The 23,602-nt window shown below is 32.6% G+C and carries 28 protein-coding genes; all 28 read left to right on the top strand.

Annotated elements, in window-relative coordinates:
- Positions 1 to 98 precede the first annotated feature (98 nt).
- The 28 genes from flgB to BLV68_RS07820 all read left to right on the top strand — a co-directional run bounded on the left by flgB (position 99) and on the right by BLV68_RS07820 (position 23,602).
- Positions 99 to 506, top strand: a complete 408-nt coding sequence (gene flgB, locus BLV68_RS07955; protein ID WP_093752615.1) for a flagellar basal body rod protein FlgB — start codon at positions 99 to 101, stop codon at positions 504 to 506.
- A gap of 2 nt (positions 507 to 508) precedes the next feature.
- The gene (gene flgC, locus BLV68_RS07950) at positions 509 to 949 is read left to right on the top strand and encodes a flagellar basal body rod protein FlgC (protein WP_093752613.1); all 441 of its coding nucleotides are present in this window, start codon (positions 509 to 511) and stop codon (positions 947 to 949) included.
- A 4-nt stretch (positions 950 to 953) separates the two neighbouring features.
- The gene (gene fliE / locus BLV68_RS07945; RefSeq protein ID WP_093752611.1) at positions 954 to 1,259 is read left to right on the top strand and encodes a flagellar hook-basal body complex protein FliE; all 306 of its coding nucleotides are present in this window, start codon (positions 954 to 956) and stop codon (positions 1,257 to 1,259) included.
- Positions 1,260 to 1,290: 31 nt separating this feature from the next.
- Positions 1,291 to 2,814, top strand: a complete 1,524-nt coding sequence (gene fliF / locus BLV68_RS07940; protein ID WP_093752609.1) for a flagellar basal-body MS-ring/collar protein FliF — start codon at positions 1,291 to 1,293, stop codon at positions 2,812 to 2,814.
- Between the two features lie 12 nt (positions 2,815 to 2,826).
- Complete coding sequence (fliG, locus tag BLV68_RS07935; RefSeq protein WP_093752607.1) at positions 2,827 to 3,831, top strand: flagellar motor switch protein FliG; 1,005 nt, start codon at positions 2,827 to 2,829, stop codon at positions 3,829 to 3,831.
- The gene (locus tag BLV68_RS07930; protein WP_159428648.1) at positions 3,824 to 4,591 is read left to right on the top strand and encodes a FliH/SctL family protein; all 768 of its coding nucleotides are present in this window, start codon (positions 3,824 to 3,826) and stop codon (positions 4,589 to 4,591) included. Before fliG ends, BLV68_RS07930 begins: the two co-directional genes overlap by 8 nt.
- Before the next feature lie 5 nt (positions 4,592 to 4,596).
- Positions 4,597 to 5,928, top strand: coding sequence for a flagellar protein export ATPase FliI (gene fliI, locus BLV68_RS07925; protein ID WP_093752603.1), 1,332 nt, complete (start codon positions 4,597 to 4,599; stop codon positions 5,926 to 5,928).
- Between the two features lie 16 nt (positions 5,929 to 5,944).
- Positions 5,945 to 6,382: a flagellar export protein FliJ gene (gene fliJ / locus BLV68_RS07920; protein WP_093752601.1), complete on the top strand. Its 438-nt coding sequence runs from the start codon at positions 5,945 to 5,947 to the stop codon at positions 6,380 to 6,382.
- Positions 6,383 to 6,393: 11 nt separating this feature from the next.
- The gene (locus BLV68_RS07915) at positions 6,394 to 7,626 is read left to right on the top strand and encodes a MotE family protein (RefSeq protein ID WP_093752599.1); all 1,233 of its coding nucleotides are present in this window, start codon (positions 6,394 to 6,396) and stop codon (positions 7,624 to 7,626) included.
- 26 nt (positions 7,627 to 7,652) lie between these two features.
- Entirely contained in the window at positions 7,653 to 8,951 is a 1,299-nt protein-coding gene (locus BLV68_RS07910; protein ID WP_093752597.1) for a flagellar hook-length control protein FliK, read from the top strand.
- Between the two features lie 11 nt (positions 8,952 to 8,962).
- Entirely contained in the window at positions 8,963 to 9,565 is a 603-nt protein-coding gene (locus BLV68_RS07905) for a flagellar hook assembly protein FlgD (protein WP_200773701.1), read from the top strand.
- A gap of 40 nt (positions 9,566 to 9,605) precedes the next feature.
- On the top strand, positions 9,606 to 9,986 hold the full coding sequence (locus tag BLV68_RS07900; protein ID WP_234949858.1) for a TIGR02530 family flagellar biosynthesis protein: 381 nt from the start codon (positions 9,606 to 9,608) through the stop codon (positions 9,984 to 9,986).
- A gap of 75 nt (positions 9,987 to 10,061) precedes the next feature.
- Complete coding sequence (locus BLV68_RS07895) at positions 10,062 to 11,453, top strand: flagellar hook protein FlgE (protein ID WP_093752593.1); 1,392 nt, start codon at positions 10,062 to 10,064, stop codon at positions 11,451 to 11,453.
- Between the two features lie 61 nt (positions 11,454 to 11,514).
- Positions 11,515 to 11,724 carry a flagellar FlbD family protein gene (locus BLV68_RS07890; protein ID WP_093752591.1) on the top strand — a complete coding sequence of 70 codons (210 nt, stop codon included), beginning with the start codon at positions 11,515 to 11,517 and terminating at the stop codon, positions 11,722 to 11,724.
- 3 nt (positions 11,725 to 11,727) lie between these two features.
- A complete protein-coding gene (locus BLV68_RS07885) occupies positions 11,728 to 12,513 on the top strand; it encodes a motility protein A (protein ID WP_093752589.1) in 786 nt (261 codons plus the stop codon).
- Positions 12,513 to 13,238, top strand: coding sequence for an OmpA family protein (locus BLV68_RS07880; protein ID WP_093752587.1), 726 nt, complete (start codon positions 12,513 to 12,515; stop codon positions 13,236 to 13,238). Before BLV68_RS07885 ends, BLV68_RS07880 begins: the two co-directional genes overlap by 1 nt.
- An 18-nt stretch (positions 13,239 to 13,256) precedes the next feature.
- A complete protein-coding gene (locus tag BLV68_RS07875) occupies positions 13,257 to 13,676 on the top strand; it encodes a flagellar basal body-associated FliL family protein (protein WP_093752585.1) in 420 nt (139 codons plus the stop codon).
- Between the two features lie 18 nt (positions 13,677 to 13,694).
- Positions 13,695 to 14,681: a flagellar motor switch protein FliM gene (fliM, locus tag BLV68_RS07870; RefSeq protein WP_093752583.1), complete on the top strand. Its 987-nt coding sequence runs from the start codon at positions 13,695 to 13,697 to the stop codon at positions 14,679 to 14,681.
- A 1-nt stretch (position 14,682) separates the two neighbouring features.
- Positions 14,683 to 15,822 (top strand): flagellar motor switch phosphatase FliY, encoded by a 1,140-nt coding sequence (gene fliY, locus BLV68_RS07865; RefSeq protein ID WP_093752581.1) that lies wholly within the window; start codon positions 14,683 to 14,685, stop codon positions 15,820 to 15,822.
- A gap of 28 nt (positions 15,823 to 15,850) precedes the next feature.
- Positions 15,851 to 16,213 (top strand): response regulator, encoded by a 363-nt coding sequence (locus BLV68_RS07860; protein WP_093752579.1) that lies wholly within the window; start codon positions 15,851 to 15,853, stop codon positions 16,211 to 16,213.
- 1 nt (position 16,214) lies between these two features.
- Entirely contained in the window at positions 16,215 to 16,724 is a 510-nt protein-coding gene (locus tag BLV68_RS07855; protein WP_093752577.1) for a flagellar biosynthetic protein FliO, read from the top strand.
- Entirely contained in the window at positions 16,708 to 17,451 is a 744-nt protein-coding gene (gene fliP, locus BLV68_RS07850; protein WP_093752575.1) for a flagellar type III secretion system pore protein FliP, read from the top strand. The genes BLV68_RS07855 and fliP overlap by 17 nt, the downstream gene beginning before the upstream one ends.
- Positions 17,452 to 17,461: 10 nt before the next feature.
- Positions 17,462 to 17,731 (top strand): flagellar biosynthesis protein FliQ, encoded by a 270-nt coding sequence (fliQ, locus tag BLV68_RS07845; RefSeq protein WP_093752791.1) that lies wholly within the window; start codon positions 17,462 to 17,464, stop codon positions 17,729 to 17,731.
- Positions 17,732 to 17,744: 13 nt separating this feature from the next.
- Positions 17,745 to 18,515: a flagellar biosynthetic protein FliR gene (fliR, locus tag BLV68_RS07840; RefSeq protein ID WP_093752573.1), complete on the top strand. Its 771-nt coding sequence runs from the start codon at positions 17,745 to 17,747 to the stop codon at positions 18,513 to 18,515.
- Positions 18,516 to 18,529: 14 nt separating this feature from the next.
- A complete protein-coding gene (gene flhB / locus BLV68_RS07835; protein ID WP_093752571.1) occupies positions 18,530 to 19,642 on the top strand; it encodes a flagellar biosynthesis protein FlhB in 1,113 nt (370 codons plus the stop codon).
- A complete protein-coding gene (flhA, locus tag BLV68_RS07830) occupies positions 19,629 to 21,653 on the top strand; it encodes a flagellar biosynthesis protein FlhA (RefSeq protein ID WP_093752569.1) in 2,025 nt (674 codons plus the stop codon). The genes flhB and flhA overlap by 14 nt, the downstream gene beginning before the upstream one ends.
- Positions 21,653 to 22,723, top strand: coding sequence for a flagellar biosynthesis protein FlhF (locus BLV68_RS07825; protein WP_093752567.1), 1,071 nt, complete (start codon positions 21,653 to 21,655; stop codon positions 22,721 to 22,723). Before flhA ends, BLV68_RS07825 begins: the two co-directional genes overlap by 1 nt.
- On the top strand, positions 22,724 to 23,602 hold the full coding sequence (locus tag BLV68_RS07820) for a MinD/ParA family protein (RefSeq protein WP_093752565.1): 879 nt from the start codon (positions 22,724 to 22,726) through the stop codon (positions 23,600 to 23,602).

Below are 23,602 nucleotides of genomic sequence, written 5' to 3'. Positions count from 1 at the left end.
ACTTTGTAAATTTGCATACAAATTAAGAAAAAAACATGGTAAATTGTTGAAATTTCTGGCCATATTTATTATGATTTAAGATAACGAGGTGATTTGATATGTATAAAGGTCTAGATACCAAAATTGAATTGTTTAATAAGGTGTTGGATGGCATTTGGCTTCGTGATAAGGTCATTAAACATAATATAGCTAATGCTAATACGCCTAATTACAAAAAGCTTACAGTGAGTTTTGAGGATAAATTGAGGGAAGCACTATCAAAAGATAATACTAAATTGGTAAAAACCCATGAAAAACATTTACCATCTCCTACCAGATTAACAGAAATACAACCAAGTATTGATGTTAATAGGAACCTTTCTTATAGGTTTGACAAAAACAATGTGAATATAGATACGGAGATGGCAGATTTAGCTAAGAATACAATAATGTATAATGCTGTAATTGATCAGCTAATAGGTGAGTTTGATAAAATTAAAAATGTGATCCAAGAAGGGGGTAAATAGGAATGGGTATGTTTGATTCTATCAATATTAGTGCATCTGCATTGACAGCAGAAAAGACCAGAATAGATATTATTAGCAAGAATATGGCAAATGTTAATACTACTAGAAGTACTGGTGGTATGCCTTACAGAAGACAAATGGTCGTGTTTGAAGAACAAAGGGGTTCTAATTTTGCTACATATTTAGAAAAGCATACCAACAAATTTGCTGGGAAAGGAGTAGAGATCAGTGAAATTGTAGAAGATACTACTCCCTATAAGTTAAAATACGATCCTGGTCATCCCGATGCTAATGAAGATGGTTATGTCATGTTACCAAATGTAGATATTATTACTGAAATGGTGGATATGATAGATGCACAAAGAGCATATGAAGCAAATATTACCGCTATAAATGGGACTAAGTCCATGTTGATGAAGGCATTAGAAATAGGCAGGAGGTAATTAAATGGAAGTAAGAACCATAAGGACCATAAACCAAATAGTTCCTAAAGAAGTTGAAGAAGGACTAAATAGAAAATCAAGTAAAGGAACCATTCAATTCAGTCAGTTGTTAGAAAGTGCATTAAATAGAGTTAATGAATTGCAAATAGAAAGCGATGAGTATAAGAAATTATTACTTACAGGGGATTTGGACAACCTTCACGATGTGACTATAGCAGCAGAAAAGGCTAATATATCGTTTCAGCTAACTTTGAGCATTAGAAATAAGATAATTGAAGCTTATCGCGAGATTATGAGAATGCAGATATAGGAAAATTAGCTGTAAGAAATGAGGTGTTAAGGTGGGGGAATCAATACAGCAAATTAGGAATCAATTAAATGAATATTGGCAACAATTGGATAAAAATAAAAAAATAAAGATGATTATCATAGGAATAATAGTTTTACTATCCATAGTAATACTTTCTATAGCTTTGACAAGGACCAAGTATGAAATACTCTATCAGGACCTATCTTTAAAGGATACTTCAGAAATAACTAAGAAGCTAGATGAACTTGGTGTTAAATGGAAGACACCTAAGGACAATACTACAACAATCTTAGTTCCAGCAGATATGAAGAATAAAATAAAAATTGAGTTAGCATCTTATGGGCTTCCAAAAGAAGGTTATACTTTTCAAGATGCTTTTGATGACAGTAGCTGGACCATGACTGATTATGATAAAAAGGAAAGAATGAAATTAGCCTTACAAAATGAGCTGTCTTCGACTATTTCTGAAATTGAAGGGATAAAGAAGGCGACTGTGTACATAAATGAAAAAGAAGATACAGGTTTCGTTTTGGATGGTAGTAATAAAGAAACAACTGCTTCTGTATTCATAGAGAAGAGTGATAACAATACTTTAACTGTAGAAACAGTTAAAGCTATACAGAACCTTGTAGCAGGATCTCTGAACATGGATCCAGAAAAGGTGCAAATCGTAGATAGTCAAGGCAGGCTGTTAACGGGAGAACAGGATGAAACTGAATTATTAATGACGGACCAGTTCAATATTAAGACAAGCTTAGAATATAAAATCAATGAGAGTATACGAAAATTCTTAGAAAATGTATTTGGTCCCGGAAATGTTGATGTTAGATCTAGCGTAAAGATCAATTTCGACAGCGAAAGCACTAAAATAGTAGAATTTAGTCCTCCTATAGAAGGTAGTGAAGAAGGACTGATTCGGAGCATGGAGGAAATAGAAGAGCATATGGTAGGTGGGGCTGCTGCAGGAACTCCAGGACTTGGGGGAAATACTCCTGATGATCGAATGATAGATGACGGTAGTGAAAGATATGACAAGAGGAGTAGCACTATTAATTATGAATTAAATGAAATCAATAAGGAAATCAGGAAAGCTCCTGGTCAAGTGGAGGATATAACTGTTGCAGTGTTAATTAACAGGGATGTTTTAATAGGTGGGAATTTTACACCTGAAATAGAAGAAGAAATTACAGAATTGATATATGCAGCTACTGGATTAGATACAAAGAATGTAGCTGTAAAGGCAGAAAGCTTTAGATCTCATGAAACTGAAAGGGTTGTTGATGCAAAAGAAATTAACTGGATAATCGTTGGTTTGGCCTTATTTGCAGCAGCATTTGCATTAGGTTTTGTAGTCTATAGGAGAAGAAAGCTCAGAGAATTAGAGGAATTAGAGGAAATGGAAAGTCAATTAGAGGAAGTAAGAGCTATAGAGGAAGAGGTAGAAGATTTAGAATTTGCAACTGAGGAATCAAAGATGAAAGAGCAGATAAATAGGTTTGTCGAGAAAAAACCAGATGCTGTGGCACAGTTATTGAGAACATGGTTAAATGAATAGGAGCGAGTTATTATGGCAAGGAGACAATTTACTGGAAAAGAAAAAGCTGCAATATTATTAATAGCCTTAGGACCTGAAAAATCAGCGGAGATTTTTAAACATTTGAATGAGGATGAAATTGAAGAGTTAACTTTACAAATAGCCAATATGCGTTTGGTCTCAGCTGAAGAAAAACAACAGGTAATAGAAGATTTCTATCAGATGGCTTTAGCACAAGAATATATTTCAGAAGGTGGAATTAATTACGCTAAAGAAATCCTTGAAAGAGCTTTAGGTAATGATAAGGCTGTAGATATTATAACTAGACTTACTTCTTCTTTACATGTTAGGCCCTTTGAGTTTATTAGAAAAGCTGATCCTAATCAGTTATTAAACTATATACAAAACGAACATCCGCAAACTATTGCGTTAATCCTTTCTTATTTACAGCCTAGCCAGGCAGCTCAGGTATTGGCAAGCCTTACCCCTGAAAAGCAGGCGGAAGTAACCATGAGAATTGCCACCATGGATAGGACATCACCTGAGATTATAAAGGAAATTGAAAAGGTATTGGAAACTAAGTTTTCCGGAATACTATCTCAGGATTTTACTTCTACTGGTGGAATTCAAGCAGTAGTAGATATATTAAATTCTGCTGATAGGGGAACTGAGAAATTCATTATGGAAGAATTAGATATAATGGATGCTGAACTAAGCGAAGAGATAAGAAGGAGAATGTTCGTATTTGAGGATATTGTTTCATTGGATAATAGAAGTATTCAAAGAATTATCAGAGAAATTGATAATACTCAATGGGCTATTGCATTGAAAGGTGCAAGTGAAGAAGTTAAGGAAGTTGTGTTTGCCAATATGAGTAAGAGATTGTCTGAGATGATAAAAGAAGATATCGAATTTATGGGACCAGTACGTATTAGAGACATTGAAGAAGCACAACAAAATATAGTAAATGTTATAAGAAAGCTTGAAGAAGATGGAGAAATTATCACTCCTAGAGGAGGAGATGAAATTATTGTCTAATATCATTAAATCTTTCAGAGTTATTGAAAGCAATATTGAAATAAAGAAGGAACCTAAGGTTGAACAATATCAAGAATTGATTGAAAAATTACTTGAAGATGCCAAGGAAAAAGCTAAAGACATAATTCTTGAAGCGGAAAAAGAAGCAAATGCTATTATAGAAGCTGCTAATAGAGAATATGAGCATAAGCTAAATTCTGCATATAAAAAGGCAAAGGAAATCCTTGAAGACTCGAGAAAAGAAGGGTATGAGTTAGGTTGTGAAACAGGATTTAAAAAAGGATATGAAGAAGGATATGATCAAGGATATTCAGAAGGGAAAGAGGATTCAAGGAAACTAATAGAAGAGGCATTAAATATTAAAAAGGATTATATTGAAACCAGAAATAGATCATTAAAAGAATTGGAAGAAGAGTTAATCGAGTTGGTAATAACAATATATGAAAAGGTATTATATAAAAAAGTGGATGAAGATGAAGATTTAATTATTTCTCTAATAGCTAAAGGGATTGATAATTTGGAAATCTCTGAAAAACTAACGATTATTGTTTCTAAGGATGATTACGAGACAGTTCAAAAGTCAAAGGACCTTATATTAGCCAAGGCAAGCTTGGTTGAGGATTTAGAAATAAGGGTTAATAGCAACATGAAAAAAGGAGATTGTATATTGGAAACTTCTAAAGGAAGTGTAGATGTTAGTATGGGTGAACAACTTAAGGAAGTAAAAGATCTATTAATTTCAATATTAAGCGATGAGTGATGAGAATGTTAGAAAGTATTGATTTACAAAAATATATCAGGTCGATAAATGAAAAAAGATTTATTAAGTTTACAGGGAAGATTACAAAGGTGACAGGATTAACTATAGAATCCAATGGCCCCATTGCCACTATAGGTGAATTATGTAATATTTACCCCCATGATAATAAGGAGCCTATTCCTGCTGAAGTAGTTGGTTTTAAAGATGACCATATACTACTGATGCCTCTAGGCGATATGGAGGGAATTGCTTCAGGTAGCAAAGTAGTGGCAACAGGAAAATCCCTTAGAGTAAGTGTAGGGGAGGAATTAGTAGGCAGAGTATTAGATGGATTAGGTAATCCAATCGATGGAAAAGGGCCAATAAAAACTGAAAAAACCTATCCTGTTTCCAATTTTCCCCCTAGTCCTTTGGAGAGAAAACTGGTAGAAGATCCCTTGCCTTTAGGAATAAAAGCAATTGATGGTTTAATTACCTGTGGTAAGGGACAAAGAATAGGTATTTTTGCAGGTAGTGGGGTTGGCAAAAGTACTTTAATGGGAATGGTGTCTAGAAATAGTTCTGCTGATATCAATGTAATTGGATTAATAGGTGAAAGAGGTAGAGAAGTTCGAGAGTTTTTAAAAAAGGACTTAAAGGAAGAGGGGTTAAAAAAATCAGTAGTAGTGGTAGTTACTTCAGATCAACCAGCATTAATTAGGGTAAAGGGTGCTTTAGTTACCACTGCAATTGCTGAATATTTTAGGGATCAGGGTAAAGACGTATTATTATTAATGGATTCTGTTACAAGATTTGCCATGGCGCAAAGGGAGATTGGACTAGCCATAGGAGAACCACCTGTAACTAGGGGGTTTACTCCTTCTGTATTTGCTGTTTTACCAAAATTATTGGAGAGAGCTGGAACATCATCAAAGGGGACTATAACTGGCTTATATACGGTATTAGTGGATGGAGATGATTTAAACGAACCTGTTACCGATGCAGTTAGAGGTATTTTAGATGGGCATATAGTTCTTTCCAGAAAACTAGCAAATCAAAACCATTATCCAGCCATCGATGTATTAGCTAGTGTGAGCAGGGTAATGCCCAGTATAGTAGAAGTTAAACATTTAAAGCTTGCTAATTCAATTAAGAATATAATGGCAGTTTATAGAGAATCAGAGGACCTAATAAATATTGGAGCTTATAAAAGGGGTACTAATGTGAAGCTAGATAAAGCCATAGATGTGAAAGAGTCTATCGATGAATTTTTAACTCAGGCAACTCAAGAAACATTTTCTTTCGATAGTACTATATCAATCATGGAAGAAATTGACGCTAAAATTAATGAATCATAGTGGGGGTAGGTAAGGGATGAAATTCAATTTCAAATTAGAAAGGGTACTAAACTATAAAAGGACTGTAGAAGATTTAAAGAAAAATCAATATGGTTTTGTAAAGCAAAAGTTGAATAGAGAAGAAAACAAGTTAGATGGCTTTATGGAACGGAAGAAAGCAATAATTAATGAGAAAGATTCATCGATAGTTAAGACTAAGGTGGGAAATTTAGTAATGTACAATAATTACATAAAAGATATAAATAGAAGAATTGAGGAACAGAAGAAGGTTGTTGCTCAAGTTCAAGAGGAATTGGAAAAATCAAAAGAAGAAATGATTAATGCTGTAAAGGAAAAAAAGATTTTTGAAAAATTAAAAGAAAACAAATATGAAGAGTATTTATATCAAGTTAAAAAAGAAGAAGAAAAATTAAACGATACAATAGTAAATTTTAAGATAAGTACCCGACAGTAGGGGGAGAAGCGATGGAGAATGTAGAAGTTATAAAAAATAAAAAAGGTAAAGCAAAAAGGTTTATTATAGCCATTTTAATCATTATTCCTATTTTAGTATTAAGCTTATTATATTTTAATAATAAAACTTTTAAGTTGAAGGTCAATAGTCTGTTGGCAAAGGTGCCAGGAGGAGTTGGAGACTATTTTCGCACTACACCAACTGAGTTGGAAAGAGAAGATAAGAAGGTTTATCTAGCTGATTATTATCTTTCATTAGACCCAGTTAATGCAGCGGACAAGCTATATATTATAAAAAAAGATGATGAAAAATTATATAGTGAAATCATTAGATTAATGAATTCCAATTCTCCTACAAAAACCAGTGAAATAATAAAAAATATTAGAAATTTAGAACTTAGAAAGGATTTACTATTTTCCATTTATGATGAAATTCAGGAGGAAAAGGCAAATCAATTTTTAAATGAAGTAAGTAGATTAGAAAGCCAAGACTTGTTGATTACCATTAATGAAATAAAGAACAGATATGAAAGAGAAGCGGATTTTAAGGAAACATTACCCCAGATGCTTAGTCAGATGAACGAAGATAGATTGACAGATATACTCTTTTATATAGACGACTCTCTGAGAGAGGAACTTTTAAACAAGTTTAATATTGATTTAAGAACTAAACTGGACAATAAGTTATCAACTAAGAAATTTAAACGAAATAATTTAATGGATTTAGCTCATTTATATGAAGTAAAACCATTAGAAGAAGTTTTAGAGGAGATTGGAAATAGTGATAAGTATTCTTTTGAAGAATTAGGAACTATCTATAAGAATTTATCCATTATTAAATCTGCTGAAATTTTTTCTGAAATAGAAGATGACAGCTTTAAAGAACAGTTATTTGCTGCAATTAGGAAAGAAGAGGAGTTAGTAGGTGAAGAGAATTCTATTACCAATGATATTAGCAGAGCTATCCAGTTTTTAACTGAGTATAATAAAAAGATAGATGATTTAGTAAAACTTTATAATAGAATGAGTCCTGATAAAGCAGCAAAGGTTGTTGAAAAGATGTTGGCAAATGAAAATACAGTAACTGCCTTAGAGATAAATTCAGAACCAATATATGAAATTTCCGATGCAACCATAATAGTCGATGTATTATCCAGGATGAATAACAAAAACTTATCCAGTATTATGGATAATATGAACACTGAAAATGCTTCTAAGCTAACTCAACTGTTAGCTAAACCATAAAAACAAGCAAAAAAGGAGGTGAAAAATTGTTAAATCTAGCTATTGAAACCAAGAATTTAGATAATTTTCAAAACAATCCTATTCAACCTAAAAAGAAGGATACAGTAAAAGAAAAGGACTTTGCACAAGTTTTAGAAAAAGAAAAGATTAAGTCAGAAAACAAGGCAGTAAGCGATGGGAAAGAAGTCACATCATCCATGAAGAATATTGTTAAAATCAACCATTCGGACGAGGAAGAATTTGTAGAAGATACGCTTTTAGAGTCACCAATGGATGAAGATAATTACCTTATTAATCTTCTTCATGGGCTAGCGTTAAATCTCGATTTGTTAACTAATGACTACGACAAGACTAAAGTAGGAGTTATAGAAGATATGCTTCAAGAAATTGCTGACGTAATTGCAGAAATTGACCTTTCTGAAAATGTTATAGTGCCCTTTGAAAGCTACGAAGAATTAATTGAAGTAACCAATGCGTTGGATGATTTGATTTTATACGCTAGGAATAAGAATCTAATAGAAGATGGTATTATACCTGAAGAACTCGTGGAAATGGAATCTAATTTGGATTCAATAAAGGCAATGATAGAGGAAATAGGATCTAAATTCAAGAATGAAGATAAGCAAACTGAAGAACATTTATTGGAGATTGAGGATGACAGCAGTCTTACTCTACCAAAGGAAAACAGAACAGAGAATACTAGTTTATTGGAACCTAAACAAGATAGTAAGACAAATATTAAAAAAGCTGAAAATGATCCAGAAGTAGTTATTGCAGACAATGAAGAAATCGATGAAGAAGATGTGGAATTTAAAATACCTTATCAAATTGAGGATAAGGTTATGACAAAAACTGTTCCCCGCCAGAATGTTAAAGAATTTGAAGCAATTGACAAGAAACAGGTTTTTGATCAAATAATTGAAAAAGCAAGGTTAATAGTAGATGAAAACAAGCAGGAAATACGCATTAAACTTAAGCCTGATGTATTGGGGGAACTGGTATTAAAAATGGAAATAGAAGATAAGGCCATACTTGCAAAGATAATGGTGGACAACTACAGGACAAAGGAATTAATTGAAACCAACTTATTCCTCTTAAAAGAGGAAATGAGAGAAAATGGATTAGAAATTAAGACCTTTGAAGTCTTCGTAGGGACTAACGAGGATTTTCAAAAAGATTTTAAACGGGAGTTTTACTTTAATCAAAAGCCATCCAAGGTTAAAATTCGCAATAGTGGTTCAAATGAACTCAAAAAGTATGAAGAAAAAGTGTTCCGCAAAAATCAAGTGGATTATCATGAAGGCCAGCTAAATCTGTTGGCATAGGAGGTGGAGATTTGAAAGTAAATAACTACGATGACCTAGAATATATTTATAGGTTTGATGATAAAAAGAATAATGAAAAGGATAATAAAACTACAAACAGAACTAACAACGATTTGGATAAAACTGCCTTTTTAAGACTGTTGACTACCCAACTGGCTAATCAGGACCCATTAAATCCAATTGAGGATAGGGAATTTATCGCTCAACTAGCCCAATTTACAGCGCTAGAACAGATGCAAAATTTAAATAAGACCGTGGAAACCTTGGGAGGAGAACTATTAGATTCAATTGAAATGCTAAATGTAAATCAGATACAAGCTAATATTCAACTGTTAAAGGAAGTTACAAACATTAGAAAGGCCATGGAAAGCTATTTTGGGATAGAACCAGATCCAGGAAAAATTGATAAGTTAGAATTGAAAATAAAAGTTGAAATGGTTAAGAGATTAAAGGAAGATAATTTCACGAAAGAGTCCTGGGCTGTACTCCAAGAAGCTATCAATATGGCTATAGAAGTAATTGAAAATGAAGAGGCAACCGATTCAGAAATAGAAAATGCGTACAGGAAACTATTAGCAGCTGTAGAAGGTTTAGAAGGAAAAGAATCGAAGTAGATGAAATTAAGATTTTTTCTTAAAGACAGGGATGATGTATATGGATAATTTTAAAATTAGAAGACTGGAAAACCAGTTAATAAACTCAGCTAAACCCGTTGAGAGGAAAAGCAATCTTTCAAATAAGAGTTTTGAGTCAATATTACAACAGATTCAAAATAGGGATTATGAAATAAAATTTTCAAAACATGCTATAAATAGGATGGATCATAGGGATATGACTCTAAGCAAAGAGGAACTTCAGAGGTTAAAGACGGGTTTTAATAAAGCTGAAGAAAAAGGTGTTAAAGATGCTTTAATCCTTATGGGAGATAAGGCTTTTATCGCCAGCATCAAGAATAAAACTATAATTACAACTGTATACAAAGAGCAATTAAAAGATAATGTATTTACTAATATAGATGGGGCAGTTATAGTATAGCTGGACCTTTATAGGAGGCTATATATATCCGACTGATAGAGGATATATCTGCCCTAATAAGGGGAGGTAATAATTATGTTGCGTTCTATGTACTCAGGAGTATCGGGATTAAGAGTACACCAAAATAAGATGGATGTAATAGGTAATAATATTGCCAATGTAAATACTGTTGGTTATAAGAGAAGTACAATGACTTTCCAAGAAGTATTTAGTCAAGTTATACGAGGTGCTAGTGCTCCTCAAGGAGGAAGGGGAGGGACAAATCCTCAACAAATAGGATTAGGAGTAAGTATTGGCTCTATAAACACAATTCATACAAAGGGTGCAGCTTTAAGGACTGATAATCCTGAAGATTTAATGATAGACGGAGAAGGGTTCTTTGTAGTATCTGATGATGAAAATTTCGAGAATAGATTCTATACTAGAGCAGGAAATTTTACGTTGGATAAGGATGGGAATTTGGTCACTGCTGATGGATATAAGGTATTAGGATATCTTGTTGATGAGAATGGAGATATTACTAATCAAGTAGGAGCAATTAGAGTTAATAGGTCAGAAACAGTAGCAGCAACTGCAACAGAGAATATTCAGTTTAGGGGTAATTTAGATTCAAGATTAAAAGAAGATGATAAGCATGAAGTTGACACTATAATCAAAGATAGCCTTGGAAATTCTTATACTGTGACTTTTAATTTCCAAAAAGGTGCATCAGAAGCAGATGGTACAACTTGGGTTTTAAGTGTAAGTAGAATAACTGATCAGGCTACTGGTAATTATTTTGAGCCGGGTAGCACTAATATTTTTGATGGTGATGCTACTGGAAATAGTTTAAATATAAAATTCGACAAAAATGGCAAAATAGTTTCTATTGGAAATTCTTCGTTAAATGATTTGGATAAAGTTTTGCTTAATCTAGAAACTCTATCTTTTAATAAAGACAAAAATAATGGTGACATCAATCCACCAGTACTTCCTGCAGGGTTATTTGGCACAGGTGGAAATGGCCAGATTGTCATTTTTGATGGAGAAGATAGCAAGATTGCAAGTAATTTAACTCAATATGCAAATGATATGGATGCTAAGCCCTATGCCTTAGATGGCAATTCTTCAGGCAAGCTGGATGGTTATGCTATTGATAGTAGTGGTGTTGTGGTAGGTATATTTAGTAATGGAGAAAGAAAGTCTTTAGGACAAATTATGTTGGCTAAATTTGACAATCCAATGGGATTGCAAAAAGCAGGTAATAACTTTTTTGTTGATACTAGAAATTCTGGAGAACCTCAATATGGAAGGGCGGGTAGCGGTGGTTTTGGAGCCATAGCTCCAGGCACTTTAGAGGCATCTAATGTGGATTTAGCTCTGGAATTTACAGAAATGATTACAACCCAGAGAGGATTCCAAGCAAATTCTAGGATAATTACCACTTCAGATGAAATGCTTCAAGAATTGGTAAATATTAAGAGATAATTAAAGGGTCTTAGGAAGGGGAAGATTTTCTCCTTCCTAAGGAAATGAAGGTGGGGTATAGATGATTAGAGTAAAAAGGTTAAATGGAAAGGAATTCGTTGTTAACAGCGACTTAATCCAATTTGTAGAGGAAACTCCAGACACGGTTATTACATTGACAACAGGACAGAAGATAGTTGTGTCCGAATCAATAGATGAGATTATCGATAATGTAATTAAATATAAGGCAATGATATTAAAATATAAAAGCGCTGAAGAGAAAGAGGTGTAGCAATTGGATATATCAACTATAATAGGCCTCATTTTAGGTGCGATCTTTTTAGTGTGGGGTATAATGGAATCAGGCTTAATAAGTTCCTACTGGGATTTTGCATCGGTGATGATCACCCTTGGAGGAACCTTTGCATCTACTTTGGCAAGCTATCCTATGAAAAATTTTTTAAATACAGTAAATGTTGTCAAAAAGGCTTTCGTTTATAAAGAAGTATTTCCAGACGAAGTTATAGGTGAAATAATTAATCTGGCAAATATTGCCAGAAAGGAAGGTCTATTAGCTTTAGAAGAATATGCTGAAGATTTACAGGATGATTTTCTAAAGAAGGGGATAATGTTAATTGTTGATGGAACAGATCCTGAATTAGTTAGAAACATTTTGGAAACTGAATTAACTTTTTTAGAGGAAAGGCATACAGAAGGGCAAAGTATATTTGAAACTATGGCATCTTTTGCTCCTGCATTTGGTATGATTGGGACTTTGATAGGGTTGATTAATATGCTTAGAACTATAGATGATACCAGCAGCATAGGTCCAAATATGTCTGTAGCACTAGTAACTACCTTTTATGGCTCTGTGTTAGCGAATGCCGTATTTTTACCTCTAGCAAATAAGTTGAAAGTTAGGAGTAAATCTGAGATATTGGTAAAAGAGCTGATGGTTGAAGGGTTATTGTCAATCCAAGCTGGAGAAAACCCAAGGATTATTGAAGAAAAATTGAAGACTTTTATTCCGCCAGATGCAAGAGTAAATTATAAGCAAAAACTTGAGAGAGAGGGAGCATAATGAGTAGAAGAAGAAGGCGAAGAACAGAGTCGGGTAGTACTGGCAATTGGCTTACTACATATAGTGATATGGTAACATTATTATTATGCTTCTTTGTATTGTTGTTTGCCTTTTCAGAAGTTGATGCCCAAAAATTTCGAAGTATATTGAGTAGTTTTAGGGGAGGCACAGGAGTATTTGACGGTGGTACCTCATTAGAATTGTTGGATTTTGAAACTGCAGAACAGGATGAAATGAAAAGAGAATTAGAAGAACTAAAAGAGCTATTAGAGGAATATGCAGGCGAAAATGGCCTGGGACCTGAGATAACATTATCCATCGAAGAGCGAGGCTTAGTTATCCGCTTCATGGACAAGGTGTTGTTCGATTCGGGAAAGGCAGATTTAAAGCCTGAATCAATTCAAATTTTAGATTCCATTGGCGACATATTAAATAGTGAAGAGTTTAAAGAAAAATTGATCAAAGTAGAGGGGCATACCGATACGGACCCAATAATCTACTCTTCAAAGTTTCCAACCAATTGGGAATTGTCAGCAATTAGAGCTACTAATGTACTAAGATATCTAGTTGAAGAAAAAGGCATTGATGGCAATAGAATATCCTCTTCAGGATATAGCTACCATAGGCCTATTGCACCAAATGATACTCCTGAAAATAAACAGAAGAACAGAAGAGTAGACATTGTTATTTTAAAATCTATTTATGAAGATATGGAACCGAAGTAGAAGGGAATGAGATGAGTTATGAATAATAAAACTATTATTTTATTAATCGTTTTAATATTGGTAATTGTACTTGCAGTTTTAGGCATTGTGTTGGGAATTACTTATTATAGAGGTAATACTCAGCATACTTCCAAATCAATGGAAACTTATAGTTTTACATTAGAGGAAATGTATTGCAATATCAAGGAGAGTAAGAGAATACTGAGAGCAGTAATAACTATTGAAGCAAATAATGAAAGCACCATAAAGAATTTACAGGAAAAAGAATTTTTAATCAGAGATGATATTAATAAAATTATAAGAAGCAAAACAGAAGAGGATCTTGAAGGAAAGGAAGGACAAATTTCTTTGCAAGATGAAATAAAGAATAGTTTAATAAACCTATTTAATGATAGTTCAATAACCAATATTTATTTTAACGAATTGATTATTCAATGATAGAGGAGGTAGAGGCGGTTGGCGGAAATATTATCTCAATCTGAAATTGATGCCCTACTTCACGCACTGAGCTCTGGAGAGGTTGATGTTCAGGATATTAAGGAAGTAGAAAGTTCAAAGAAAATAAGAAAATATGATTTCAAAAATCCACAAAAGATTGCGAAAGATCAATTACGAACCCTTGAGATGATTCACGAGAACTATGGAAGACTTTTTCAAACTTTTTTATCTGGATATTTGAGAGCTCCAGTAAGGGTCTCCATCTTAAGTGTAGATCAATTTGCATATAGTGAGTTTAGCAATGCTATAACTAATCCTGCTTTTTTAACTGTAATTGATTTCCATCCATTAAGTGGGCAAATACTGATAGATATATCTACCAATGTTGTGTTTTCAATGATTGATAGACTTCTAGGAGGCGATGGCACTAAAGAACAGGAATTAAGAGCTTTTACAGAAATTGAACTTACCCTCTTACAAAGTTTAATGAAAAGGTCTATGCCGCTAATAAAAGAAGCTTGGAGCAACGTCATTGATTTAAAGCCTAGTTTAGATAAAATTGAGGTGAATCCACAATTTGCACAAATAGTACCTCATAATGAAACCATAGCTTTAATAACTATGAATATTGAAATTGGAACAGTGGAAGGAATGTTAAATATATGTATTCCCTATTTGGCAATAGAACCTATTTTAGATAAACTTAGCACTAGATTTTGGTTTTCAACTACTCAAAAAGAATTAACAGAAGAAGAATTGAAAATTATTAAGAAAAGGATGCTCGAAACTAAAGTTCCAGTTGTTGCGGAATTAGGTTCAACTTTAGTTGATATAAGGGATATATTAAATCTTCAAATAGGGGATGTTATAAAACTGGATACTTCCATAGAGGATAAAGTTAAAATCAGAATTGGTTCAAATATTAAATTCTATGGCAGTATTGGTAAATCTAGGAATAAGATGGCCATAAAAATTTCAAATGTTGCAAAGGATGGTGAAGATTAAAATGGATAAGGACATACTTTCCCAAGAAGAGATAGATCTACTTTTAAAAGGTGATAGTAACTTAGAGGGTAATCTGGATGAAAACTTTGAAGATGATGGAGTCATTACAGACATTGAAAGGGATGCAATTGGGGAAATTGGGAATATCAGCATGGGTACTGCTGCCACTACGTTATCTACTTTGCTTAATAGAAAAGTCACTATTACAACTCCAAAGGTGGAAGTGACCACAGCAGGGGAGTTATCTAACGAATATCCCATTCCTTTTGTTGCTGTAGATGTAAAATATAAAGAGGGGTTTGAAGGTTCTAATATATTAATTATACATGTTGATGATGTAAAGATAATTACTGATATTATGATGGGAAAGGAAGAAATTGATACAAGTAGAGAGTTAACGGAGATGGATTTAAGTGCAATTTCTGAAGTTATGAATCAAATGATGGGTTCTTCTGCAACTTCTTTGTCGGAAATCTTTTCAAAGAAGATAGATATTGAACCTCCAAAATCTTATGAAATTACTTTTAGCGAAGGAAGAAAAAAGTTAGACGTATTAAAAACTTCTGATCCGATTATAAAAGTATCTTTTAGAATGGTTGTAAAGGATCTAATTGATAGTGAGATCATGCAATTAATACCTCTTGAATTTGGACAAGGAATGGTAGAAAACCTTATGGGTACTCCTCAAAGAGAGGTTATAGATAGCATAGATAGAAGGGAGGAAACTAAATTAGTAGAAGAAATTTCTTCGAAAAAAATGGATATGGCTACTTCAAACGGAATAAAACAAAAAACTGCAAGAATTGACAAAATGAGCGAAAATAAAGATGAAGAGCACGTGATAATTAAAAAACCAGAGTTTGAGACTTTTGACGGCAGTGATGATGTCAGCTATAATGAATCTATAGATTTAATAGGCGATATTCCTGTTGAATTAACGGTTGAATTAGGTAAAGCTATCAAGAAAATTAGCGAAATATTGGAATATGGACCAGGTACCGTCATAGAATTGGATAAATTGGTTGGAGAGCCGTTGGAGATATATGCAAATGGGAAGTTTATTGCAAAAGGTGAAGTTGTAGTTATAGACGATAATTTTGGTGTAAGGATCACTGATATACAGAATAGATATGGACATTAATATTGTTAATATTAAAGGGGGAATTGATATGGCGAAGGGTATATTAATAGTTGATGATGCATCGTTTATGAGAATGATGATTAAAGACATTCTTACAAAAAATGGATTTGAGGTAGTTGGAGAAGCTGAGAATGGTGCAATTGCCGTTGAAAAGTACAAAGAACTGAATCCAGAACTGGTAATTATGGATATCACTATGCCAGAGATGGATGGAATTCAAGCTGTAAAGGAAATAATAAATATTAACCCAAATGCAAAAATAATCATGTGTTCAGCAATGGGGCAGCAGGCCATGGTTATTGAGGCAATACAAGCTGGAGCGAAGGATTTTATAGTTAAACCCTTCCAGCATGAGAGGGTAGTAGAAGCTGTAAAGAAGGCTTTGAGGTAATATGAATAAATATGCGTTTTTACTAAATGCTGTTTTAATAAGTCCATTATTAACTTCGAATAATTATCCCTTAGCTATGGAGGATGAGAGTCTTGGTAAAGCTTTATTTAGACTAGCTTTCTATATATTCATAGTCGTATTTGTAATAATTGTTGCTGTTTATGGGACAAGGTTCCTTGCAAAAAGTACAAAGAAATTTATTAATAGCAAATATATTAAAATAATTGATAGCTTAAATGTAGGTGTTAATTTAAAAATTGTGATAGTTCAAATTAATAATTTTATATACATTCTGGCTATAACAAGCAATAATATACAGTTGATAGATAAAATTGCTGAAGACCAATTTCAAAAGGATATAAGTTTTGAAGAACATTTAGAAGCATATACTGATATCTATTTTAGAAGCGATAAGTTTTTTGATCGAATACAGTGGGGTATATTAAAGAAGCTGAGTGGATTAAGCAAAGATATAGATGAGGAAGAAGGTTGCAATGAAAAGGACGATTAGAATAACTTTAATTATAGCTATAATAATTATAATGGGCGGAGTTTCCTATGCAGAACCAGATATATCAATAATGGAAAGGCTAGTAGGTAGCCAATCAGGAGATTATGTATTCTCTTTACAAATATTGTTCCTGTTAACAGTGCTTACACTAGCCCCATCTATTTTAATTATGATGACTAGTTTTACTAGGTTAATAATAGTGTTATCTTTCATAAGGAATGCATTGGGACTCCAGCAAACACCTCCAAATCAAGTTATAATTGGGCTTGCTCTATTTTTAACATTTTTTATCATGGCCCCTATAGGAGCCCAGATTAATGAAGAGGCAATCCAGCCTTATTTAAGAGAAGAAATTAATCAAGAAATTGCTTTGGAAAGAGCTATGGAACCTATTAGGGAATTTATGTTTAGGCAGACTAGAGATAAGGATCTAGGATTATTTTTAAACATAAGGAATATGGAGAATGTTAATGATATTAAGGATGTCCCAAATCATGTTTTAATACCAGCTTTTATAATAAGTGAATTAAAGACTGCATTCCAAATAGGATTTGTTATATACATACCATTCCTTGTAATAGATATGGTCGTATCCAGTACTTTAATGTCTATGGGTATGATGATGTTGCCGCCGGTAATTATTTCATTGCCTTTTAAAATACTATTATTTGTTCTAGTTGATGGTTGGAACTTAATAGTGAGGTCGTTAGTGCTTGGTTTTAGATAGGGGTGATAAAGTGAATCAAGGGGATGTGCTGAAATTAGCTCAGGATGCTATAAGGACAGCTTTAATGATGTCTGCTCCAATGTTGATTTTTAGTTTAACAGTAGGATTGCTCGTAAGCATTTTTCAAGCTGTAACTCAGATACAGGAAGCTACTTTGGCATTTGTGCCCAAAATAGTAGCCGTACTTATATCGATTATAATATTTGGTCCATGGGTAATGAAAGTAATTACTCAATTTACAACAAATTTGATTAGTAATATAAATCTATATATACAATAGCTAGGTGTTTAATATGGATGAAGTTTTTAACTTATTACTAAATCAATTTGAAATTTTCCTATTAGTTTTTGTTAGAACCTCAGGGATTTTCATTGTATCTCCGTTTTTTAGCACACAAAATACCCCAAATACATTAAGAGTGGGTTTTGCTTTTATTTTATCTGTACTATTAGCTTTAAGCTTAGACTTTGATTCTAGCATTGTAGAAAATGGCTATATTCTATTAATATTTAAGGAATTGGTTGTCGGAATGATTATAGGCTTTATAAGCTATAGTTTTTTTTCAACTTTTTATATAATGGGCCAGCTTGTTGATATGAAGATTGGATTTGGTATGGTGCATGTTATAGACCCTCAGCACAGGGTGCAAGTACCTTTAATGGGGAATTTTTACTACATACTATCCTTTTTGTTATTTATGTCAATTAATGGTCACCATTCTATTATTAATAGTTTGGTTGATAGTTATAAATTCATCCCCATTGGAGAGTTTTCTCCTATTGCAGAAGATGGATTTTTTTTAATCGACATATTGTCAAAAGTTTTTAACATAGGTTTTAAATTGAGTTTGCCAATAGTTGTTACAATTCTGTTAATAGATGTACTATTAGGTATTTTGGCTAGAACTATACCTCAGATGAATGTTTTTGTAGTAGGTCTACCTTTAAAAATTTTAATTGGATTGGTAGTAATAGGGTTATCTTTGTCTATATTTTATTCTATTTCACCAACTATTTTTGATAGCGCAATTAAGGAAATATATAATTTTCTAAACTTATTTTAATAAAGGTTGATATTATGAATTACACCTTGGATTTACAGCTATTTGCAAATGGAGAAAAAACTGAAAAAGCAACTCCTAAAAAGCGTAGGGAAGCAAGAGAAGAAGGACAAGTTTTACAGAGTAGAGAGGTAACTGCTACCTTTATACTTTTGATTTCCTTTTTAGGAATAAAGATTTTTGGAAAGTATTTCTTAAGTTATATGCTTAAATTTATAAAGGATATTTACGAAGGGATAGAAAATGTAGACCAAATATTTTATGAGAATAATTTAATGATAAATTTTGTTAAAGTTATTTCTGCTTTTGCAATATTGGTTGGTCCTATTACATTCATATCCTTTATTGCTGGGCTAGTGATTAATTATCTGCAAATAGGTTTTTTGTTTACTACTAAACCGTTGAAAATCAATTTAAACAGGCTTAATCCTGCAGAAGGTTTAAAAAGACTTTTTTCTAAAAGATCTTTAGTTGAATTAGTAAAATCCATATTGAAGATAGTCTTAATTGGATATATAGCATATTCTTATATTAATAAGAATATGTTGAAAATAATCAATTTACCTAAATTTGAACTTCTTTCATTTCTAAGCAATTTTTCTAGTTTATTATTTGGTTTTTCCATAAGAATAGTGGGAGCCTTGGTAATTATATCGATAGCGGACTATTTTTTTCAATGGAGAGAATATGAAAAGAATTTGATGATGACAAAGCAAGAAGTTAAAGAAGAATTTAAACAAACAGAGGGAGATCCATTAATCAAGTCTAAAATTAGAGAGAAACAAAGAAAAATTGCGATGTCAAGGATGATGCAAGATGTACCAAAGGCCGATGTAATTATTACTAACCCTACTCATATAGCTGTTGCTATCGAATACGATAGGAATCTTTATGAGGCTCCTTATGTTTTAGCTAAAGGAATGGATGTAGTGGCTGAAAATATTAAGAAGGTTGGGGAAGAACATTCTATTCCGATAGTTGAAAATAAGCCTCTAGCTCGAGCTTTATATGAAACAGTTGAAATTGGCGATTTGATACCAGAAGAATTGTACGAAGCGGTAGCAGAAGTGCTGGCATATGTATATAGTTTAAAGGATGAGTTTAGGAGGAAAGACGATGAAATTTGGTGATATTGTAGTCGCTTTGGGTATTATTGGAATTGTCTTAATAATTATTATACCAATACCAAGTGGTTTATTAAGTGTATTATTAACAATTAATATTGCTTTGTCATTACTAATTCTGTTGATATCAATGTATACAAAAGACGTGCTAGAAATTTCTATTTTCCCATCTTTGCTTTTAATTGCTACAATTTTTAGACTGGCTTTAAATATTTCTACCACACGAAGCATTTTAACTGAAGCGAATGCAGGTGCTGTTGTTGAGACTTTCGGTAAATTTGTGGTACAGAATAATTTAGTTGTTGGTTTTGTAATATTTCTTATAATAGTTGTTATCCAATTTATTGTAATAACTAAAGGTGCTGAAAGGGTAGCTGAAGTATCAGCAAGGTTTACTTTGGATGCTATGCCAGGTAAGCAAATGGCTATTGATGCTGATTTGAATTCTGGTCTAATTACGGAACAAGAAGCTCGAAAAAGGAGAAGAGATATACAAAGATATGCAGATTTTTATGGAGCTATGGATGGTGCTACAAAGTTCGTTAAAGGGGATGCAATAGCAGGGATATTAATAACTATAATTAATGTAATTGGAGGATTGCTAACAGGTATTCTTTCAGGAATGAAATTGAATGAGGCATTACAAACCTATATATTATTAACTGTTGGAGATGGATTAGTTAGTCAAATTCCCGCCTTGTTAGTTTCTACAGCTACAGGATTAGTTGTAACAAGAGCAGCTTCTGAATCGAACTTAGGACAAGATTTAATTGACCAGTTGTTTAAAAACAATTCAAAAATTTTATTTGTTGTTGGTGGGGTATTAATATTTCTAGGGATTACCACTACATTACCATTCTTTACTTATTTATTACTGGGATCTATCTTCATTTCTATGGGATATGTAATGAATAAAGGCGCTAAAGAGGAAAATGAGGAGCCAGTAGAAGAAATTTCAGAAGCAGAAGAGTTAAGAAAACCAGAAAATGTGTTAGAGCTTTTGAAAGTAGATGATATTGAACTTGAATTAGGTTATGGATTGATTCCATTAGCAGATGTAAATCAAGGAGGAGACCTATTAGACAGGATTGTAATGATTAGAAGGCAAATAGCTATGGAATTAGGATTAATAGTTCCTATAGTTCGGTTGAGAGATAATATTCAACTTAATCCAAATGAATACATCATAAAGATAAAAGGGGTTCAGGTATCTAAAGGAGAAGTTTATTTTGATCATTATTTGGCAATGGACCCTGGTACAGCTGAAGGGGAAATAGAGGGAATTGAAACTGTTGAACCTGCCTTTGGATTACCAGCTAAATGGATAAGTGAAAGTGAACGAGAAAAAGCGGAAATTTTCGGATATACTGTTGTTGATCCTCCTTCAGTGATTGCTACTCATCTGACAGAAGTTATAAAAGAAAGAGCTTTTGAATTAATTGGTAGGCAGGATGTAAAAATGCTAATTGATAATGTTAGGGAAGAATATCCTGCTGTAGTGGAAGAAATTGTGCCTAAAGTACTTTCATTAGGAGAAGTTCAAAAAGTACTATCTAACCTATTGAAAGAACAGATAAGTATAAGGGATATGGTGACAATCTTAGAAACCTTAGCTGATTATGGAAATGTAACAAGAGATGTAGATTTATTAACTGAATATGTTAGACAGAGGTTATCTGGGTATATAACTAATAAATATGTTGAAAATAGCACTTTAAATGTAATAACCTTAGATAGTGAAGTCGAAGATATAATTATGAAGTCCATAAATAAAACAGAAACCGGCTCCTATTTAACTTTGGAGCCAAATATAGCTCAAAGAATACTAAACAATACATTAAAAGCAGTACAAAGGCTTACCTCTGTTGGACAACAACCTATAATTTTAACTGCTCCGATAGTGAGATTATATTTTAAACGATTAACAGAACAGATGACTCGAGATTTAATTGTTTTATCATATAATGAAATTGAACCTTCAGTAGAAGTTCAATCCGTTGGGATGGTGAACTTATAATGAAAATAAAAAGGTATGTTGGATATACCACCCACGAAGCTATGAGTAAGTTGAAAAAGGATCTTGGTTCTGAGGCTGTTATTTTAAGTACTAGAACCATAAAGCAAAAAGGCCTTTTTGGCTTTTTAAAAAAACCAATGGTGGAGATAACTGCCGCCTATGAAAAGAAAGATTTAAACAGCGAATTATTTGATGAAAAACTTAAAAAAATTAATAGCGAATTATATCTATTGAAAAATATGGTGTTGCAGATTACTTCTGAAGCAAATATTAAGCCACCAGCTCTTCCTAAAGAGCTGGATAACTTTAAAACTAAGCTAATTGAAAATGGGGTAGATTATAAAATTGCTACTACAATTCTAGAGAGATTGAACAAGCAGATTAATATTAATGATAAGAGCGATAACACAATCAAGAGTATCTTAAAAGAAACTTTAATGGAATATATTGGTTTAATTGAACCTTTGAATATGGATGATTTAAATCAGAAATTTATATTCTTCTTGGGACCTACAGGGGTAGGAAAAACGACTACATTAGCAAAAATTGCAGCTAAATTAGTAATGGAAGGAAAATATAACATAGGATTAATTACAACTGATACTTATAGAGTAGCAGCCGTGGAACAGTTAAAAGTATATTCAGATATTTTACAATTACCTTTAAAGGTAATATATAGCGAAGAGGATATGTATAAATCTTTAGTAAACTTTAGGGATAAGGATGTTTTACTCGTTGATACAGCTGGAAGAAATCATAAGGAAATAAAAGATGATGATATTATTTTTAAATTGATAAATTCAATCAAGAATAAAGAGATTTTTCTGGTATTAAGCTGTACTACAGAATATGGTGTATTGAAATCTATAATTGAGCAATATAGTTTTATTCCAGACTATAAAATAATTTTTACTAAGGTTGACGAATGTGAGAATTTTGGAAATATATTAAATGCAAAATTGTTGACCAATAAGCCACTTTCTTATATTACAACAGGTCAAAATGTACCTGATGATATTGAGATATTAAACAGAGAAAAGATAGCGAATAGCCTAATTGGGGAGATTTAAATGAAAGACCAAGCAGAAAGATTAAGGCAAATAATGAAAAACAAGGATGAACTGAATAAAAGTATTAGCAATAAAGCCAAGGTATTAGCAGTAACAAGTGGTAAGGGGGGCGTTGGTAAAACCAATTTTGCACTCAACTTAGCCATATCCATTAAACGATTAGGCCATAAAGTATTAGTCTTAGATGCAGATTTAGGATTAGCAAATGTGGAAATATTGAGTGGTACTAATGTAAAATTTACAATATTTGACTTTATAATAGGGGAAAAAAGTATTAATGAAATAATTGCCACAGGTCCTGAAGGAATTAAATTGATTTCTGGTGGATCTGGTTTGGAAGGATTATCCGTTATGGATGAAAATAATATTAACAGATTAATAAAGGAATTAGAAGGCTTAGAATCATCAACAGATTTTATTATAATAGATACAGGTGCAGGCATATCGGGAGTAGTGACCAATTTTGTAATGGCAGCAGATGAAGTTATAATTATAACTACTCCAGATCCAACTGCTGTAATGGATGCATATACTATGATTAAGACTTTGGTAAACAATGGTTATAATGGTAGGATAAATGTAGTTGCTAATATTGTAAACAACAAAAAAGAGGCTATTTCCACATTTAATAGATTGAACTTGGTTGCCGATAATTTTTTAAAAATCAAACTTAATTTTTTAGGATATTTGGAAAGAAACACTGCAGTAGACAACGCTGTAAAAAAACAGATACCTTTTTTATTATCCAATCCTAAGTCGTCCATATCAAAAAAAATTAATGTTATGGCTTTGAAATTTGTTGAATCCAATAATGATATTAAGGATAATAGTTTTACTGGTAGATTAAAAAAATTACTTGTTAGGAGAGGCGGTTTATAG

It is taken from the genome of Tepidimicrobium xylanilyticum, assembly GCF_900106765.1.
GTDB classification, from domain to species: Bacteria; Bacillota; Clostridia; order Tissierellales; family Tepidimicrobiaceae; genus Tepidimicrobium; species Tepidimicrobium xylanilyticum.
Note: the sequence above shows the minus strand (reverse complement) of the source record. Positions and strands in the feature narration are given on the sequence as shown.

Excerpts from the sequence above, each read along its gene's own strand:
- BLV68_RS07825 (WP_093752567.1), top strand. The coding sequence starts at position 21,653 with ATGAAAATAAAAAGGTATGTTGGATATACCACCCACGAAGCTATGAGT.
- fliE (WP_093752611.1), top strand. The coding sequence starts at position 954 with ATGGAAGTAAGAACCATAAGGACCATAAACCAAATAGTTCCTAAAGAA.
- flhA (WP_093752569.1), top strand. The coding sequence starts at position 19,629 with ATGAAATTTGGTGATATTGTAGTCGCTTTGGGTATTATTGGAATTGTC.
- flgB (WP_093752615.1), top strand. The coding sequence starts at position 99 with ATGTATAAAGGTCTAGATACCAAAATTGAATTGTTTAATAAGGTGTTG.
- fliG (WP_093752607.1), top strand. The coding sequence starts at position 2,827 with ATGGCAAGGAGACAATTTACTGGAAAAGAAAAAGCTGCAATATTATTA.
- BLV68_RS07900 (WP_234949858.1), top strand. The coding sequence starts at position 9,606 with ATGGATAATTTTAAAATTAGAAGACTGGAAAACCAGTTAATAAACTCA.
- fliY (WP_093752581.1), top strand. The coding sequence starts at position 14,683 with ATGGATAAGGACATACTTTCCCAAGAAGAGATAGATCTACTTTTAAAA.
- fliR (WP_093752573.1), top strand. The coding sequence starts at position 17,745 with ATGGATGAAGTTTTTAACTTATTACTAAATCAATTTGAAATTTTCCTA.
- fliI (WP_093752603.1), top strand. The coding sequence starts at position 4,597 with ATGTTAGAAAGTATTGATTTACAAAAATATATCAGGTCGATAAATGAA.
- BLV68_RS07915 (WP_093752599.1), top strand. The coding sequence starts at position 6,394 with ATGGAGAATGTAGAAGTTATAAAAAATAAAAAAGGTAAAGCAAAAAGG.
- fliJ (WP_093752601.1), top strand. The coding sequence starts at position 5,945 with ATGAAATTCAATTTCAAATTAGAAAGGGTACTAAACTATAAAAGGACT.
- fliP (WP_093752575.1), top strand. The coding sequence starts at position 16,708 with ATGAAAAGGACGATTAGAATAACTTTAATTATAGCTATAATAATTATA.
- flhB (WP_093752571.1), top strand. The coding sequence starts at position 18,530 with ATGAATTACACCTTGGATTTACAGCTATTTGCAAATGGAGAAAAAACT.
- BLV68_RS07875 (WP_093752585.1), top strand. The coding sequence starts at position 13,257 with ATGAATAATAAAACTATTATTTTATTAATCGTTTTAATATTGGTAATT.
- BLV68_RS07855 (WP_093752577.1), top strand. The coding sequence starts at position 16,215 with ATGAATAAATATGCGTTTTTACTAAATGCTGTTTTAATAAGTCCATTA.
- BLV68_RS07895 (WP_093752593.1), top strand. The coding sequence starts at position 10,062 with ATGTTGCGTTCTATGTACTCAGGAGTATCGGGATTAAGAGTACACCAA.
- BLV68_RS07820 (WP_093752565.1), top strand. The coding sequence starts at position 22,724 with ATGAAAGACCAAGCAGAAAGATTAAGGCAAATAATGAAAAACAAGGAT.
- BLV68_RS07880 (WP_093752587.1), top strand. The coding sequence starts at position 12,513 with ATGAGTAGAAGAAGAAGGCGAAGAACAGAGTCGGGTAGTACTGGCAAT.
- BLV68_RS07890 (WP_093752591.1), top strand. The coding sequence starts at position 11,515 with ATGATTAGAGTAAAAAGGTTAAATGGAAAGGAATTCGTTGTTAACAGC.
- flgC (WP_093752613.1), top strand. The coding sequence starts at position 509 with ATGGGTATGTTTGATTCTATCAATATTAGTGCATCTGCATTGACAGCA.
- BLV68_RS07860 (WP_093752579.1), top strand. The coding sequence starts at position 15,851 with ATGGCGAAGGGTATATTAATAGTTGATGATGCATCGTTTATGAGAATG.